14 protein-coding genes are annotated in these 13101 nt (G+C 49.4%); 9 read left to right on the forward strand and 5 right to left on the reverse strand.

The features are described from left to right. Positions 1-345: 345 nt before the first annotated feature. A complete protein-coding gene (locus tag J1779_RS09650; RefSeq protein ID WP_056782450.1) occupies positions 346-705 on the forward strand; it encodes a DNA-binding protein in 360 nt (119 codons plus the stop codon). A gap of 51 nt (positions 706-756) precedes the next feature. On the opposite strand, the gene ispB is transcribed toward J1779_RS09650, so the two are convergent. Next, entirely contained in the window at positions 757-1728 is a 972-nt protein-coding gene (gene ispB, locus J1779_RS09655) for an octaprenyl diphosphate synthase (protein WP_056782449.1), read from the reverse strand. A 259-nt stretch (positions 1729-1987) separates the two neighbouring features. Here ispB and rplU point away from each other — a divergent pair, with 259 nt between their 5' ends. The 4 genes from rplU (at position 1988) to cgtA (ending at position 4823) form a co-directional block, all read left to right on the forward strand. Beyond that, positions 1988-2299, forward strand: a complete 312-nt coding sequence (gene rplU, locus J1779_RS09660) for a 50S ribosomal protein L21 (protein ID WP_056782448.1) — start codon at positions 1988-1990, stop codon at positions 2297-2299. 18 nt (positions 2300-2317) lie between these two features. After that, positions 2318-2575: a 50S ribosomal protein L27 gene (rpmA, locus tag J1779_RS09665; RefSeq protein WP_013573805.1), complete on the forward strand. Its 258-nt coding sequence runs from the start codon at positions 2318-2320 to the stop codon at positions 2573-2575. Positions 2576-2660: 85 nt separating this feature from the next. Then, positions 2661-3617: a DMT family transporter gene (locus J1779_RS09670; protein WP_056782447.1), complete on the forward strand. Its 957-nt coding sequence runs from the start codon at positions 2661-2663 to the stop codon at positions 3615-3617. A gap of 33 nt (positions 3618-3650) precedes the next feature. Next, positions 3651-4823 (forward strand): Obg family GTPase CgtA, encoded by a 1173-nt coding sequence (gene cgtA, locus J1779_RS09675; RefSeq protein ID WP_056782446.1) that lies wholly within the window; start codon positions 3651-3653, stop codon positions 4821-4823. 45 nt (positions 4824-4868) lie between these two features. Here the strand turns inward: cgtA and pmrB are convergent, their stop codons facing one another. The 3 genes from pmrB to dacB are packed head-to-tail and all read right to left on the reverse strand — an operon-like array spanning position 4869 to position 8085. After that, positions 4869-5972: a two-component system sensor histidine kinase PmrB gene (gene pmrB / locus J1779_RS09680; RefSeq protein ID WP_217203657.1), complete on the reverse strand. Its 1104-nt coding sequence runs from the start codon at positions 5970-5972 to the stop codon at positions 4869-4871. Next, on the reverse strand, positions 5969-6631 hold the full coding sequence (gene pmrA / locus J1779_RS09685; RefSeq protein WP_056782444.1) for a two-component system response regulator PmrA: 663 nt from the start codon (positions 6629-6631) through the stop codon (positions 5969-5971). The genes pmrB and pmrA overlap by 4 nt, the downstream gene beginning before the upstream one ends. A gap of 20 nt (positions 6632-6651) precedes the next feature. Further along, positions 6652-8085, reverse strand: coding sequence for a serine-type D-Ala-D-Ala carboxypeptidase (dacB, locus tag J1779_RS09690; RefSeq protein ID WP_056782443.1), 1434 nt, complete (start codon positions 8083-8085; stop codon positions 6652-6654). Between the two features lie 283 nt (positions 8086-8368). Between dacB and greA the strand changes: the two genes are divergently transcribed. Further along, complete coding sequence (greA, locus tag J1779_RS09695; protein ID WP_217203658.1) at positions 8369-8845, forward strand: transcription elongation factor GreA; 477 nt, start codon at positions 8369-8371, stop codon at positions 8843-8845. 181 nt (positions 8846-9026) lie between these two features. Here greA and yhbY read toward each other — a convergent pair whose 3' ends face one another. Next, entirely contained in the window at positions 9027-9323 is a 297-nt protein-coding gene (gene yhbY / locus J1779_RS09700; RefSeq protein WP_056782441.1) for a ribosome assembly RNA-binding protein YhbY, read from the reverse strand. Between the two features lie 182 nt (positions 9324-9505). Here yhbY and rlmE point away from each other — a divergent pair, with 182 nt between their 5' ends. The 3 genes from rlmE (at position 9506) to folP (ending at position 13099) form a co-directional block, all read left to right on the forward strand. Beyond that, positions 9506-10135: a 23S rRNA (uridine(2552)-2'-O)-methyltransferase RlmE gene (gene rlmE / locus J1779_RS09705; RefSeq protein ID WP_056782440.1), complete on the forward strand. Its 630-nt coding sequence runs from the start codon at positions 9506-9508 to the stop codon at positions 10133-10135. A gap of 47 nt (positions 10136-10182) precedes the next feature. Next, positions 10183-12135, forward strand: a complete 1953-nt coding sequence (gene ftsH, locus J1779_RS09710) for an ATP-dependent zinc metalloprotease FtsH (protein WP_072158216.1) — start codon at positions 10183-10185, stop codon at positions 12133-12135. Between the two features lie 124 nt (positions 12136-12259). Beyond that, complete coding sequence (gene folP, locus J1779_RS09715) at positions 12260-13099, forward strand: dihydropteroate synthase (protein WP_217203659.1); 840 nt, start codon at positions 12260-12262, stop codon at positions 13097-13099. Positions 13100-13101: the final 2 nt, after the last annotated feature.

Consider the following 13101-nt stretch of genomic DNA (forward strand, 5'->3'; position numbering starts at 1 on the left):
ATATTTAATTATTGATTTTGATATTAAGTATTTGTTTTATAGTTACATTTTAAGGGTGTTAATGTTTTTCTTTCAACATTATAATGCTTCTTTCTAAAAAACATCCTTTAAGCATATTCATGGTTTATTGATAAAGATAATTCATGGAAACTTTTAAAGCAGCAGTGGACTCATTTCGAAAAATTGAATATCTTCTTTCCGTTAAATAGACGTTTTCCTTAAGTGGTGGCGTTAATATCTTCTCTAAAATAAACGTCGCCCGTGTCAGGAAAACATCGTCATTATTCACATGGATTTATAACAGCAACTTTCTTATTGGTTTGAATGAGAAAGACAAGGAACGTTATGAAAAAAGAGTGGTTTGCAGCAAAGGAGTTGACCGGTAAAGAAGGGCTTCCGACTTCGACACAAGGCGTGCACGGAATGGCGCGCAGGTTATGCTGGATAAAGCGAAGGAGGCGAGGTGTACAGGGGCGTGCGGTTGAATATCACATAGACAGTTTGCCAGGTAATACCGTCGCCAGTCTGGCGATGAATGAGCACTCGGCAGAGTATGTTTATACGTCGCATCAGGATCCCCTGGCGATATGGATTGAAAGCTATAAGCAACTGAGAGAGCCGGAACGTGAAACAATGATCTCGTTTATTGTGAGAGAAGGTGTTTCGGAAATATTAAACAGGTTACGCAAACCTGACGAAAGCTAGCGTTGTAACGCTGTCGTACCTGCCGTGGTCATGCAGGTACGACAGAAAACATCAGAAGTCGCGTTTCACAGAAAGGTGCGCCAAACCTTCAAGCGCGGAGCGGTAGACAGACTCCGGCAATACCTGAAGGGCTTTAATCGCTTTGTCTGCTTCTTCTTCAGCGCGCTGACGGGTGTACTCCAGTGAGCCCCACTGGTGCATGGCTGCCAGGACGGGTTCCAGTAAATGGCGCCCATTACCTTCTTCGATAGCTTTACGGATCATGGCTGACTGTTCTTCATCACCATGCTGCATTGCATGCAAAAGCGGTAATGTCGGTTTGCCTTCATCAAGATCATCACCGGTATTTTTACCCAGCGTTTCGCCGTCAGCATCATAATCGAGCAAATCATCAATCAGCTGGAACGCAGTACCCAGATAGCGACCATAATCCTGCAACGCGACAATCTGCTCCTGAGTTCCGCCAGCCAGCATGGCAGAAGACTGGGATGCCGCTTCGAAGAGGCGCGCTGTTTTGCTGTAAATAACCTGCATGTAGCTCTCTTCGCTAATGTCAGGATCATTGCAGTTGATCAGTTGCTGTACTTCGCCTTCGGCGATCACATTCACCGCTTTAGCCATCAGAGCTAAAACGGGAAGTGATTCCAAATCAGTCATCATCTGGAAGGCGCGGGTGTAGATGAAATCGCCCACCAGTACGCTGGCAGCATTACCAAAAGCCGCATTGGCAGTGGCTTTGCCCCGACGCATGTCGGATTCATCCACAACGTCATCGTGCAATAACGTGGCGGTATGGATAAACTCAATCAACGCAGCCACTTTGATGTGCTTGTCGCCTTCGTAAGAGAGCGCCCGGGCAGTCAATACTGCAATCATTGGACGGATGCGTTTACCGCCACCGCTGATGATGTAATATCCCAGTTGATTGATGAGTGAAACTTCGGAGTTCAACTGTTCAAGGATGGATGCGTTGACCGCAGCCATGTCGTCCTGAGTAAGATCGATAATCTGTTCTAGGTTCATTGTGTTTTTTCGGCTGTTGTTCTCTTCACCGCAATGAGATCTGGCTCACATTGGCACATGGCGCTAACTGTAAAGGGGATTGTACTTGAAAAACAGTGTAGATAAATGATAACGAAAGAACTGCGCTTTTTTTCTTCTTTTGTGGTCATTGTGCTCTTGTCTTACTCTGATTTTTTGCGTAGAATTCGCGCCCTATTGTGAATATTTATAGCGCCCTCTGAACTATACAAAGTTGAGTGCGCGGAAAGCGGAGTTTTATATGTACGCGGTTTTCCAAAGTGGTGGTAAACAACACCGTGTCAGCGAAGGGCAGACTATTCGCCTTGAGAAGCTTGACATCGCAACTGGCGAAACGATCGAGTTTGATCAGGTTCTGATGATTGCAAACGGTGAAGAAATTAATATCGGCCTGCCTTTAGTTGCTGGCGGTATCGTTAAAGCTGAAATCGTTGCTCACGGTCGTGGCGTTAAAGTCAAAATCGTTAAGTTTCGTCGTCGTAAGCACTATCGTAAGCAGCAGGGCCACCGTCAGTGGTTCACTGACGTTAAAATCACCGGCATCAGCGCTTAAGATTAGGAGAGCGGAACAATGGCACACAAAAAGGCTGGCGGCTCCACACGCAACGGTCGCGATTCAGAAGCTAAACGTCTGGGCGTAAAACGCTTTGGCGGCGAAGCAGTACTGGCAGGCAGCATCATCGTTCGTCAGCGCGGCACCAAATTCCACGCTGGTATCAACGTGGGTTGCGGCAAGGACCACACTCTGTTTGCTTTGGCTGACGGTAAAGTCAAGTTCGAAGTTAAAGGCCCGAAAAACCGTAAGTATATCAGCATCGAAGCTGAATAAGTTTTTCTCGTCTTAGTAAATAGATGTAAGCCCCGCAACTCGTTGCGGGGCTTTTTACATTCTGGTTAGCCCATTCTGGCGGATAATGGATACTAAATCGCAGGCACCTGTCGGGATCATGTTAGCGCTGATCACTGCCATGAGTTGGGGTTCTTTGCCCATCGCTATGAAGCAGGTATTGGTCGTCATGGATCCCTTTACGGTGGTCTGGTATCGGTTTTCCATGGCTGCAATTGTGCTGGGATGCATTCTTGCCGCGAAGCGTCGCTTACCGCCAAGAGTGATTTTAAGCAGGCCACGCTGGCTTATTCTGGTGTTAATTGCCACCGCAGGGCTGATGGGGAACTTTGTTCTTTTTAGTTCTTCACTGAAGTTTCTCAGTCCGACGGCTTCTCAGGTTATCGGTCAGCTTTCGCCTGTTGGTATGATGCTGGCCAGTGTGATAATCCTGAAAGAGAAGATGCGTGTCACGCAGGTTATTGGCGCCATTATGTTGATTTTAGGACTGATATTGTTCTTCAATGTCAGCCTGATTGAAATATTTACCCGTCTTACCGATTACACCCTCGGTGTGATTTTTGGTGTCGGGGCAGCAATGGTTTGGGTGATTTATGGTGTGGCGCAAAAGGTTCTGTTGCGTCAGCTGGCCTCGCCGCAAATCTTGTTTTTGCTGTACACTTTATGTTCTATCGCATTGCTCCCGCTGGCCAGTCCGGCGATGCTTTCACAGCTCAGCGGCTGGCAGTTTGCCTGTTTGTTGTTTTGCGGCGCGAATACCTTAGTAGGATATGGCGCCTTAGCGGAAGCGATGGCGAGATGGCAGGCATCGCAGGTCAGCGCAATAGTGACGCTGACGCCCTTGTTTACCCTGCTATTTTCAGATCTGTTAGCACTTGCCTGGCCGGGCTATTTCGCCGCACCAGTGCTCAATTTTGTAGGTTATCTTGGGGCATTTGTGGTGGTGGCGGGTGCAATGTTTTCCGCAGCAGGCCATCGTTGGTGGCCTCGTCGGACAGAGCAAAACCTGGTAGCTAAACTATAGCTGCCAGGCGAATGATTTACGGAGACAGTACAAATGAAGTTTGTTGATGAAGCCACAATATTGATCGTGGCAGGTGACGGCGGTAACGGTTGTGTGAGCTTCCGTCGTGAGAAATATATTCCCCGTGGCGGCCCTGATGGCGGCGACGGTGGCGATGGTGGCGACGTTTTCCTGCTTGCTGATGAAAACCTCAATACGCTGATCGATTTCCGCTTTGTGAAATCATATCGCGCGGAGCGCGGCACAAACGGTCAAAGCAGCGACTGTACCGGTAAACGCGGTAAAGATATTACGATCAAAGTTCCCGTTGGTACGCGCGTTCTGGATCAGGCCACCGGTGAAGTGCTTGCTGATATGACCAAACACGGTCAGATCAATATGGTGGCTAAAGGCGGTTTCCACGGTCTTGGCAATACCCGCTTCAAATCGTCGGTTAACCGTTCCCCACGCCAAAAAACCATGGGCACGAAAGGCGAAGAGCGTGATATCGCGCTTGAGCTGATGCTGCTGGCTGACGTGGGCATGCTGGGGCTGCCAAATGCGGGTAAATCGACCTTCATTCGTGCCGTTTCCGCAGCGAAACCAAAAGTTGCTGACTATCCGTTTACCACCCTGGTACCAAGCCTTGGTGTTGTTCGTATGGACAGTGAGCAAAGCTTTGTGATCGCCGATATCCCTGGTCTGATTGAAGGGGCATCTGAAGGCGCTGGTTTAGGTATTCGCTTCCTGAAACACCTTGAGCGTTGCCGTGTGTTACTGCACCTGATCGATATCGCGCCGATTGATGAATCTGATCCGATCGAGAATGCGAAAGTCATCATCAATGAGTTGCAGCAATACAATGCAAAACTGGCTGAAAAGCCACGTTGGCTGGTATTCAACAAAGTTGATCTGATCGAAAAAGAAGAAGCTGAGACGCGTGCTAAAGCCATTGCAGAAGCGCTGGGCTGGGAAGGTAACTACTACCTGATTTCAGCCGCTAATCGCGAAGGCGTGAATGCACTGTGCTGGGATGTGATGAAATTTATCAATGAAAATCCTAAGCACATGGCGATTGAAGAAGCTGCGCCAGAAAAAGTTGAATTCATGTGGGACGATTATCACCGTGAACAACTGGCTGAAGTGGAATCTGAAGCTGACGACGACTGGGACGATGACTGGGATGAAGACGACGACGAAGGCGTTGAAATCATTTACGAACGTTAATCCGGCGTAGATCTCAATCTGAAAGGCTGCCAGTGGCAGCCTTTTTTAATACATATTTTTCGTGGTGCTGGCAGAAAGTGAAAGGGCATTTTCCAAAATCACATCGGGCAGCCAGCATTGCGCACTCAGCCCGTAGCCTGAGGCACGATTACGCAACGTCAACGTTCCGCAGTGAAGTTGAGCAATACGTATCACAATGTTCAAACCCAATCCGCTGCCGCCATAACGTTGATCCATACGTTTGAATGCCTGGGTCAGCTCACACGCTTTTGTCTCATCAATCCCCGGACCTTCATCGTCAATTTGTATCAGGAAACCCTTGTTCTGTGGCTGCACTGTAATGAGTATTTCACTGTTCTCAGGGCCGTAGCGGAAAGCATTTTCCACCAGATTCCTCACCAGTAAACGAAGCAGAACGGCATCTCCCTGAAGCGTGGCATGTTGCGGAAGCCTCAAAATCAGCCTTTGTTTGCGATCTTCCAGCATCTCGCAGAATTCTTCACGCAGCGGTTCGATGACGTTTGCCACAAGATCCACTTGCTGATATTCACCTTTAGCAAAATTCTGTCCGGCGCGGGATAACATCAGTAATTGTTCAATGGTATGCATAAGCTGATCGATACGACCAATCAGGGTATCGCTGCCGGTGATGCCATTTTTTTGCATGATCTCAAGATGCAGACGCACTCCGGCAAGTGGCGTTCGTAATTCGTGAGCGGCATCGGCAGTGAATAGTCGTTCCTGTTGAATCGTATTTGAAAGGCGTGAAAACAGCTGATTGAGAGCGTTTGTCACCGCCACCACCTCGCGAATTTCGCTGTTCAGTGGCAAAGGCGAAAGGTTATCTGCCGAGCGGGTTTCCAGACGTTTTTGTAACTGGTTTAGCGGACGAATAATCCAGCTGATCGCCCAGAAGGAGAGCACCAGAGTAATGGTCATCATCAGCAAAGAAGGCGCAATCAGCGAGGCAATCGCTTCGGCAATTTCCTTCTCAACATGCGCATTGCGAACTTTGGCGGAAAGCGTGTCATTCACCAGCAAATTAATCTGCTCCTGACTTTCATGCCAGAGCCAGAAAATGCTGGTGAGTTGGGTGACAAAAAGAATCAACGCCAGCATGACCAGAAGACGGCGGCGCATACTGGTCACGGTGCTATCTCCAGCCGGTATCCAATGCCGCGCACTGTGCGGATGAGTTCCTTACCCAGTTTGCGTCGCAGGTTATGAACGTGAACTTCCAGCGTATTAGATCCTAAATCGTCCTGCCAGGTATAGAGATCTTGCTGAAGTAACTCTCGGTTGACCGTTTGCCCGGCGCGCATCATCAGCCGGGTTAAAATCGCAAATTCCTTCGGCGTGACTTCCACCTGAGCGTCACCCAGATAGGTTTGCTGCGACGAGAGGTTAATTTTCAAATTGCCAACGGAAATCTCGTTATCACTTTGTCCCTGATAGCGACGAATAAGCGCACGAACCCGCGCCTGGAGCTCGGCCAGGGCGAAAGGTTTGATCAGGTAATCATCGGCACCGGCGTCCAGGCCATCGACGCGGTCTTCAAGAGCATCACGGGCGGTCAAAATGAGGACGGGAAGGGAAATTCTTTGGCGACGCCATTGACGCAGAAGCGTCGCGCCATCTTTATCTGGCAACCCTAAATCAAGGATCACCAGACTGTATTGACTGGTCTGGATGAGGCTTTGCGCTTCTGCCGCGGTGGATGCGCAGTCGCACACATAATTATCGCTGGTTAATGCCAGCGATAAACCCTGCCGTAAAAGTTCATCATCTTCAACTATCAGCAGTTTCATCGTCTGGCACTTCTCCAGGGTTAATTATTTTGGTAGACGTCCTTATAGAGACGGCTCTCAAAGCGTACCAGCGGAGCGCGACGCGTACGCTGGTCTTCCGGAGGCACTGCGTATCCGGAGAGGAACTGAACAAACGCCATGCGTTGCCCGCTGGCGGTGGTGATAAAGCCTGCCAGGTTGTATACGCCAGACAGTGAGCCTGTTTTCGCAGACACTTTGCCATCCACACCGGCTTCGTGCAGACCACCGCGATACTGCAGCGTACCGTCATGACCGGCCAGTGGAAGCATTGAGATAAAGTCTAAATCCTTATCGTTCTGCGCGATGTATTGCAGTACCTGCATCATCGTCGCCGGTGACAGCAAATCGTGACGTGACAGGCCTGAGCCATCAACCTGAATAGAGTTGCCTAAATCGATGCCCGCTTTCTGGCGAAGGATTTGGCGCACAGCATCTGAACCGGCACGCCAGGTTCCCGGCACACCAAACCGCTGATGACCAATCGTACGAAATACCGTATCGGCAATCATGTTGTCGGATTTCTTCAGCATTATGCGCAGCAGATCATGCAACGGAGCAGACTGCGTTTGTGCAAGCACCGTCCCGGCAGGTGTCTGGCGCGTCTGACGTTTCAACGTGCCATCAATCTGAATATCTGCCTGCAAGAGTTCGTCTTTCAAAATTGCACCGGCATAGCTGGCACCATCCTGAATGGCGAAAGCCAGTGGCAAAGGTTCACTGCGTTGGGTGAGACAACCGGTCAATGTGTAGCGATTGAATTCTCCCGGCACAACATCCAGTTCACAATACTGCGCATCCGGAGAACCTTTTGCCAGCGTGCGGACCTCACTGAACATATGCACCGGATAATAGGAGGCTACGCGGATAAAGGCGTTTTCATCAGGTTTAGGCGCGCTGTAAAGGGACACCGAGAAACAGTTGCGATCGACAATCGCCGCGGCGGGCGGCGCACTGAAGCACTGTGTGATGTCATTCCATGGCCAGCCGGGGGCTTTGTCATGGCTGGCAAACACTGACGTGTTCACGACCACATCACCACTGATCTCTTTAATGCCCTGTTTTTTCAGCACCGCGACCATATTCCGAATATTCTGACGCTTCAGCGTCGGATCTCCGGAAAAACGCGCGACCAGATCCCCTTTTAAGACGCCATCGGAAACGGAGCCCGGGGTTTCCAGGGTGGTAGTGAATCGGAAATCTGGACCCAACTGAAGTAAGGCCGCCAGCGCGGTCAGGATCTTCATGGTACTGGCGGGCAACGCCATCTGGGAACCGTGATAGTCGATGGCAGGCGCGGGAGCGCCTATTTTCTGTACCAGCACAGCCAGATTCGTACCGTCAGGCAGATATTCTGTGTAATTTTCGATCTGAGCCGCATTTGTATTCAGAACAAACGCGCATGCTAATCCACTGACTATTCGTATAAAACGCATTATTTTGAGTAAAGGCTCTGGGTAACAACAGGATAATGTGGTGCCATACTACGATGCTACGAACCCAGGCGCAACGTGGCTGAAAGTAAACGATGATCCTCAAGGAACTCTACGTTAAAATACGAATCATAATGCAAAATGAATCCTGGCCTGGTGGCAACTCCGGGTGAGGTTTTTTTTGTTTTTCGCCAGAGTGAGTAGGTCAAAAGAGCTGGCTTAATTTCTTACCTGATTCAATCAGGACGGTGTTTACCGAAAGGACCAAGTTAGAGGTAATGAATATATGAAACCGATTCCGATGACGTTGCGTGGCGCAGAAAGATTACGTGAAGAGCTGGATCATCTGAAGGGCGTACGTCGTCCAAAAATTATTGCTGATATTGCCACTGCGCGCGAACACGGCGATCTGAAAGAGAATGCTGAGTATCACGCTGCCCGCGAACAGCAGGGCTTCTGCGAAGGCCGTATTCAGGAGATCGAAGCCAAGCTTTCAAATGCTCAGGTGATCGACGTGACAAAAATGCCGGTGACGGGGCGTGTCATTTTTGGTGCCACGGTGAAATTGATGAACCTGGACAGCGAAGAAGAACAGACCTACCGCATCGTGGGTGACGACGAAGCTGACTTTAAGCAAAATCTGATTTCTGTGAACTCACCTATCGCACGCGGTTTGATTGGGAAAGAACAGGATGACGTGGTTGTGATCAGCACCCCAGGCGGGGATGTTGAGTTTGAAGTGCTGAAGGTCGAGTACCTCTAAAAATCTGCATTAAAAAGGGCGAAACGTAATGTTTCGCCCTATAAATCACCCATTCATGAAGTGAATGACTTCACATTAAATTGAAAACTAACGTAAAAAGGCCAGTTATAGCCTTTTCCTGAACGTGATTTCGTGGCACCTTTCCGAAAATCTAAAGCGTTTTTCGTTAAACTCTGACGAATTAACGCGGTAAGATAATTTTGCGGTCTTCGGTAGAAGGGCGATAAAGTACCAGCATATTGCCGATAACTTGCACATTACACGCCTTGGTTTCACGCACGATAGCGTCTACGATCAAGGTCTTCGTTTCGCGTTCTTCTGCCGCGACTTTAATCTTGATCAGTTCGTGATGCTTCAGTGCCTGTTCGATTTCGGCAAGCACGCCTTCTGTCAGGCCGTTGTTACCCAGCATGACAACCGGTTTCAGTGGATGTGCCAGACCTTTCAGGTACTGTTTTTGTTTATTGTTAAGATTCATCGTCTTTTTTGCTTAAGTTGGGATTGAAAACGGGTCATTCTACCGCCATCTCATGTATATGACCAACCCGCACTGCTTCGGGATGTGATTTATACTGACTTAGCCATAGACGTCATGACGCTAACAGCTTGTTCCAAAAGCTCTAACACAGGGTAGTTGGAAAACTATATGGTTACTAAATAATGTCTATTAAAAAGCGTTCTGCAAGTTCCACACGCTGGCTGCAGGAACACTTTAGCGATAAATACGTGATTCAGGCACAGAAAAAAGGGCTGCGTTCCCGCGCCTGGTTTAAGCTTGATGAGATACAGCAGGGCGATAAGCTGTTCAAACCCGGGATGACCGTTGTGGATTTAGGCGCAGCACCCGGCGGATGGTCGCAGTTTGCCGCCACGCAGATCGGTAGCAAAGGGCGCATCATTGCTCTTGACCTTTTACCTATGGATCCTATTGTTGGAGTCGATTTCCTTCAGGGGGATTTTCGTGATGAATTAGTTCTCAAAGCGCTGCTTGACCGCGTGGGAGAAAATAAGGTTCAGGTGGTCATGTCCGATATGGCCCCGAATATGAGCGGTACACCGGCAGTCGATATTCCAAAATCGATGTATTTGGTTGAGTTAGCGTTGGATATGTGTCGGGATGTATTAGCACCAGGCGGAAGTTTCCTGGTGAAGGTGTTCCAGGGAGATGGCTTTGATGAATACCTGCGGGAAATTCGCTCCCTGTTTACGAAGGTGAAGATTCGTAAGCCAGACGCTTCCCGAGCACGTTCGCGAGAAGTGTACATCGTAGCGACAGGGCGGAAACTGTAGTACCCTAACGCTGTTTGTTAACACAGTTGTAATATGAGGTTGATCCCTTGAGTGACATGGCGAAGAACCTGATTCTCTGGTTAGTCATCGCAGTAGTATTGATGTCTGTATTTCAGAGCTTTGGGCCCAGCGAGTCTAATGGCCGTAGGGTAGATTATTCTACCTTCATGTCCGAATTGACCCAAGACCAGATTCGCGAAGCGCGTATCAATGGACGTGAGATTAACGTTGTTAAAAAAGACAGCAACAAGTACACGACCTACATTCCAGTTGAAGACCCTAAGTTGCTGGATACGCTGCTGAGCAAAAATGTAACCGTAGTGGGTGAGCCACCAGAGCAACCAAGCTTACTGGCCTCTATCTTTATTTCCTGGTTCCCAATGTTGTTGTTGATTGGGGTCTGGATCTTCTTTATGCGGCAAATGCAGGGCGGCGGCGGCAAAGGGGCTATGTCCTTTGGCAAGAGCAAAGCGCGCATGCTGACAGAAGATCAAATTAAAACGACTTTTGCGGATGTTGCAGGTTGCGACGAAGCCAAGGAAGAGGTTAGCGAGCTGGTTGATTACCTGCGCGAACCTAGCCGTTTCCAGAAACTGGGCGGTAAAATTCCTAAAGGCGTCCTGATGGTCGGTCCTCCGGGTACCGGTAAAACCTTGCTGGCGAAAGCCATCGCAGGTGAAGCCAAGGTTCCTTTCTTTACTATTTCTGGTTCTGACTTCGTCGAAATGTTCGTGGGTGTCGGCGCATCCCGTGTGCGTGACATGTTCGAACAAGCGAAGAAAGCTGCTCCATGTATCATCTTCATCGATGAAATTGACGCCGTTGGCCGTCAGCGTGGTGCAGGTTTAGGCGGTGGTCACGATGAACGTGAGCAAACGCTGAACCAGATGTTGGTTGAGATGGACGGCTTTGAAGGTAACGAAGGCATTATCGTTATTGCTGCGACTAACCGTCCTGACGTTCTTGACCCGGCATTGCTGCGTCCGGGCCGTTTCGACCGTCAGGTTGTGGTTGGCTTGCCAGACGTGCGTGGCCGCGAACAGATCCTTAAAGTTCACATGCGCCGCGTTCCTCTGGCAACAGATGTTGATGCTTCTGTGATTGCACGTGGTACACCGGGTTTCTCCGGTGCTGATCTGGCAAACCTGGTCAACGAAGCCGCTCTGTTCTCTGCACGTGGTAATAAACGTGTGGTGTCTATGGTTGAGTTCGAAAAAGCCAAAGACAAAATCATGATGGGTGCGGAACGTCGCTCCATGGTGATGACTGAAGCGCAGAAAGAATCCACCGCGTATCATGAAGCGGGTCACGCCATCATTGGCCGCCTGGTTCCTGAACACGATCCTGTGCACAAAGTCACGATTATTCCTCGTGGCCGGGCATTGGGTGTGACGTTCTTCCTGCCAGTAGGTGATGCGATCAGTGCCAGCCGTCAGAAACTCGAAAGCCAGATTTCCACGCTCTACGGTGGTCGTCTTGCTGAAGAGATCATCTACGGTGTAGAAAAAGTCTCTACCGGTGCATCGAACGATATTAAAGTGGCGACATCCATTGCCCGTAACATGGTTACGCAGTGGGGCTTCTCAGACAAATTAGGTCCGTTGCTGTATGCGGAAGAAGAAGGCGAAGTCTTCCTCGGTCGTTCAGTAGCAAAAGCGAAACACATGTCTGATGAAACGGCGCGAATCATCGATCAGGAAGTGAAATCTCTGGTTGAACGTAACTATGCACGTGCGCGTACTTTGCTGATGGAAAACATGGATATCCTTCATTCAATGAAAGATGCCCTGATGAAATATGAAACCATCGATGCACCACAGATAGACGATCTGATGAACCGTACGGAAGTTCGCCCGCCAGCTGGCTGGGATGACGTCGGCGGTAAAAATGGTAATGGCAATTCTAACGACGGTGGTTCGCCAAAAGCGCCAACGCCGGTTGATGAGCCTCGTACGCCAAATCCTGGCAATACGATGTTTGAACAATTCAGCGGCAAATAAGTCGCTGGTTGGAAAAATGCTGATTACATACTACCCCGGGCTTGCCCGGGGTTTTTTATGCGTGCATTCTTTGCCCCGGAATTTAGATATTACGACCACTGACCGATCAAACGAGACATGACGTATGCAACTCACAGCCAGAGAATCGATTCTAAACCTCACTTTTCCTCAGATAATGGGGATCCTGAATGTTACGCCGGATTCATTTTCTGATGGAGGTAGGCATAACTCGCTGGATCTCGCACTCAGGCATGCTGAGGCGATGATCAATGCCGGGGCAACCCTTCTTGATATTGGCGGAGAGTCGACGCGTCCAGGTGCTGCTGAGGTCAGTGAAGATGAGGAACTGGCGCGTGTGGTGCCGGTTGTTGAGGCGATTGCCCGTCGCTTTGATGTCTGGATTTCAGTGGATACATCAAAAGCGATCGTTATCCGCGAAGCTGCCCGCGCAGGTATGCATCTGATCAATGACATTCGCTCTTTACAAGAGCCGGGCGCATTGCAGGCAGCCGCAGAAACAGGGTTGCCCGTTTGCCTGATGCACATGCAAGGGCAACCGAAAACAATGCAGCACTCCCCAAAATATGAGGATGTGGTTGCTGAAGTCGCGGAGTATTTTGTTGAACAAATTGCACGCTGTGAGAATGCAGGCATTCCGAAAAGCAAATTGTTACTCGACCCGGGCTTTGGTTTCGGTAAAAATCTGAACCACAATTACCAGTTGCTCGCCAGACTGGCTGAGTTTCATCATTTCGGCTTGCCTCTTCTTGTTGGCATGTCGAGGAAATCCATGGTCGGCCAACTGCTTCATGTCTCACCAGAACAACGTGTGACGGGAAGTGTTGCCTGTGCTGTTATCGCAGCCATGCAGGGCGCTCAGATCGTCCGTGTACATGATGTAAAAGAAACCGTCGAAGCGATGCGTGTCGTCGAAGCTACACTTTCTGCAAGGGATAAAAAATAACT

The sequence above is a fragment of the Rahnella rivi genome, from assembly GCF_019049655.1.
In the GTDB taxonomy this organism is placed as follows: Bacteria; Pseudomonadota; Gammaproteobacteria; order Enterobacterales; family Enterobacteriaceae; genus Rahnella; species Rahnella rivi.

Coding starts and splice junctions, on each gene's coding strand:
- pmrA (WP_056782444.1), bottom strand. CDS start 6,631: ATGAAACTGCTGATAGTTGAAGATGATGAACTTTTACGGCAGGGTTTA.
- rplU (WP_056782448.1), top strand. CDS start 1,988: ATGTACGCGGTTTTCCAAAGTGGTGGTAAACAACACCGTGTCAGCGAA.
- J1779_RS09650 (WP_056782450.1), top strand. CDS start 346: ATGAAAAAAGAGTGGTTTGCAGCAAAGGAGTTGACCGGTAAAGAAGGG.
- rlmE (WP_056782440.1), top strand. CDS start 9,506: ATGTCTATTAAAAAGCGTTCTGCAAGTTCCACACGCTGGCTGCAGGAA.
- cgtA (WP_056782446.1), top strand. CDS start 3,651: ATGAAGTTTGTTGATGAAGCCACAATATTGATCGTGGCAGGTGACGGC.
- yhbY (WP_056782441.1), bottom strand. CDS start 9,323: ATGAATCTTAACAATAAACAAAAACAGTACCTGAAAGGTCTGGCACAT.
- folP (WP_217203659.1), top strand. CDS start 12,260: ATGCAACTCACAGCCAGAGAATCGATTCTAAACCTCACTTTTCCTCAG.
- rpmA (WP_013573805.1), top strand. CDS start 2,318: ATGGCACACAAAAAGGCTGGCGGCTCCACACGCAACGGTCGCGATTCA.
- greA (WP_217203658.1), top strand. CDS start 8,369: ATGAAACCGATTCCGATGACGTTGCGTGGCGCAGAAAGATTACGTGAA.
- ispB (WP_056782449.1), bottom strand. CDS start 1,728: ATGAACCTAGAACAGATTATCGATCTTACTCAGGACGACATGGCTGCG.
- J1779_RS09670 (WP_056782447.1), top strand. CDS start 2,661: ATGGATACTAAATCGCAGGCACCTGTCGGGATCATGTTAGCGCTGATC.
- dacB (WP_056782443.1), bottom strand. CDS start 8,085: ATGCGTTTTATACGAATAGTCAGTGGATTAGCATGCGCGTTTGTTCTG.